At 51.9% G+C, this 885-nt stretch carries 1 protein-coding gene; it reads right to left on the bottom strand.

From position 1 onward, the window contains the following. Window positions 1-15: 15 nt before the first annotated feature. The coding region (gene coaBC / locus KIV40_RS27085; RefSeq protein WP_285352274.1) for a bifunctional phosphopantothenoylcysteine decarboxylase/phosphopantothenate--cysteine ligase CoaBC at window positions 16-885 on the bottom strand (870 nt) is incomplete at its 5' end.

Here is an 885-nt window from a genome sequence, read left to right on the forward strand (position 1 = left end):
AGCGCAAAAATGCGGCTACGCTTCAAGAAGTGTTTCGATTTGCTCCAAGATCTTGAAGCTTAATGCCTCTTTGCTCTCTAGCGGGAGTGACTTATCGCCATCGTTCCAGTAAAGGTTAAGAGCGTTGTTGTTGCTGTTGAAGCCTTGCCCTTCAACAGATACATCGTTAGCGCAGATCATATCGAGATTTTTCTTCACTAGTTTACCGCGTGCGTATTTCTCGACATCTTGTGTCTCAGCGGCAAAGCCGACGGTGAATGGACGATCTTGAGTCATAGCCGCCACAGAAGCGACGATATCTGGGTTCTTAACCATCTCGATAGACATATCGTCGGTACCATCGACCTTCTTCAGCTTCTGTTCGGCTACCGTGTGTGGACGGTAATCGGCTACGGCCGCACAGCTGATGAATACATCGTGGCGAGGCGCAGAGTCCATAACTGCATCGAACATCTGCTGCGCGCTCTCGACGTCAACTCGTGTTACACCTTCTGGCGTTGCTAATGCAACAGGGCCGCTCACGAGCGTTACCGTTGCGCCGAGTTTGACTGCTGCTTCTGCCAACGCGTAACCCATCTTGCCTGAACTGTGGTTAGAGATGTAGCGAACAGGGTCGATCGCTTCTCGGGTTGGTCCCGCAGTGATTAGAACCCTACGACCTTCAAGAGGCTTTGGTTGAAAGAAGTTCTCACAACGGTGAACCAGCTGCATTGGCTCTAACATACGACCCATGCCTACATCGCCACACGCTTGCTCTCCAGCCGCTGGGCCCCAAATATGGCAACCACGACGCTTCAGAGTCGCAATGTTCTCTTGCGTTGCTGGGTGTGCATACATCTGTTGATTCATCGCAGGAGATACCGCGACTGGCGAATCGGTTGCAAG

It is taken from the genome of Vibrio sp. D173a (genome assembly GCF_030248475.1).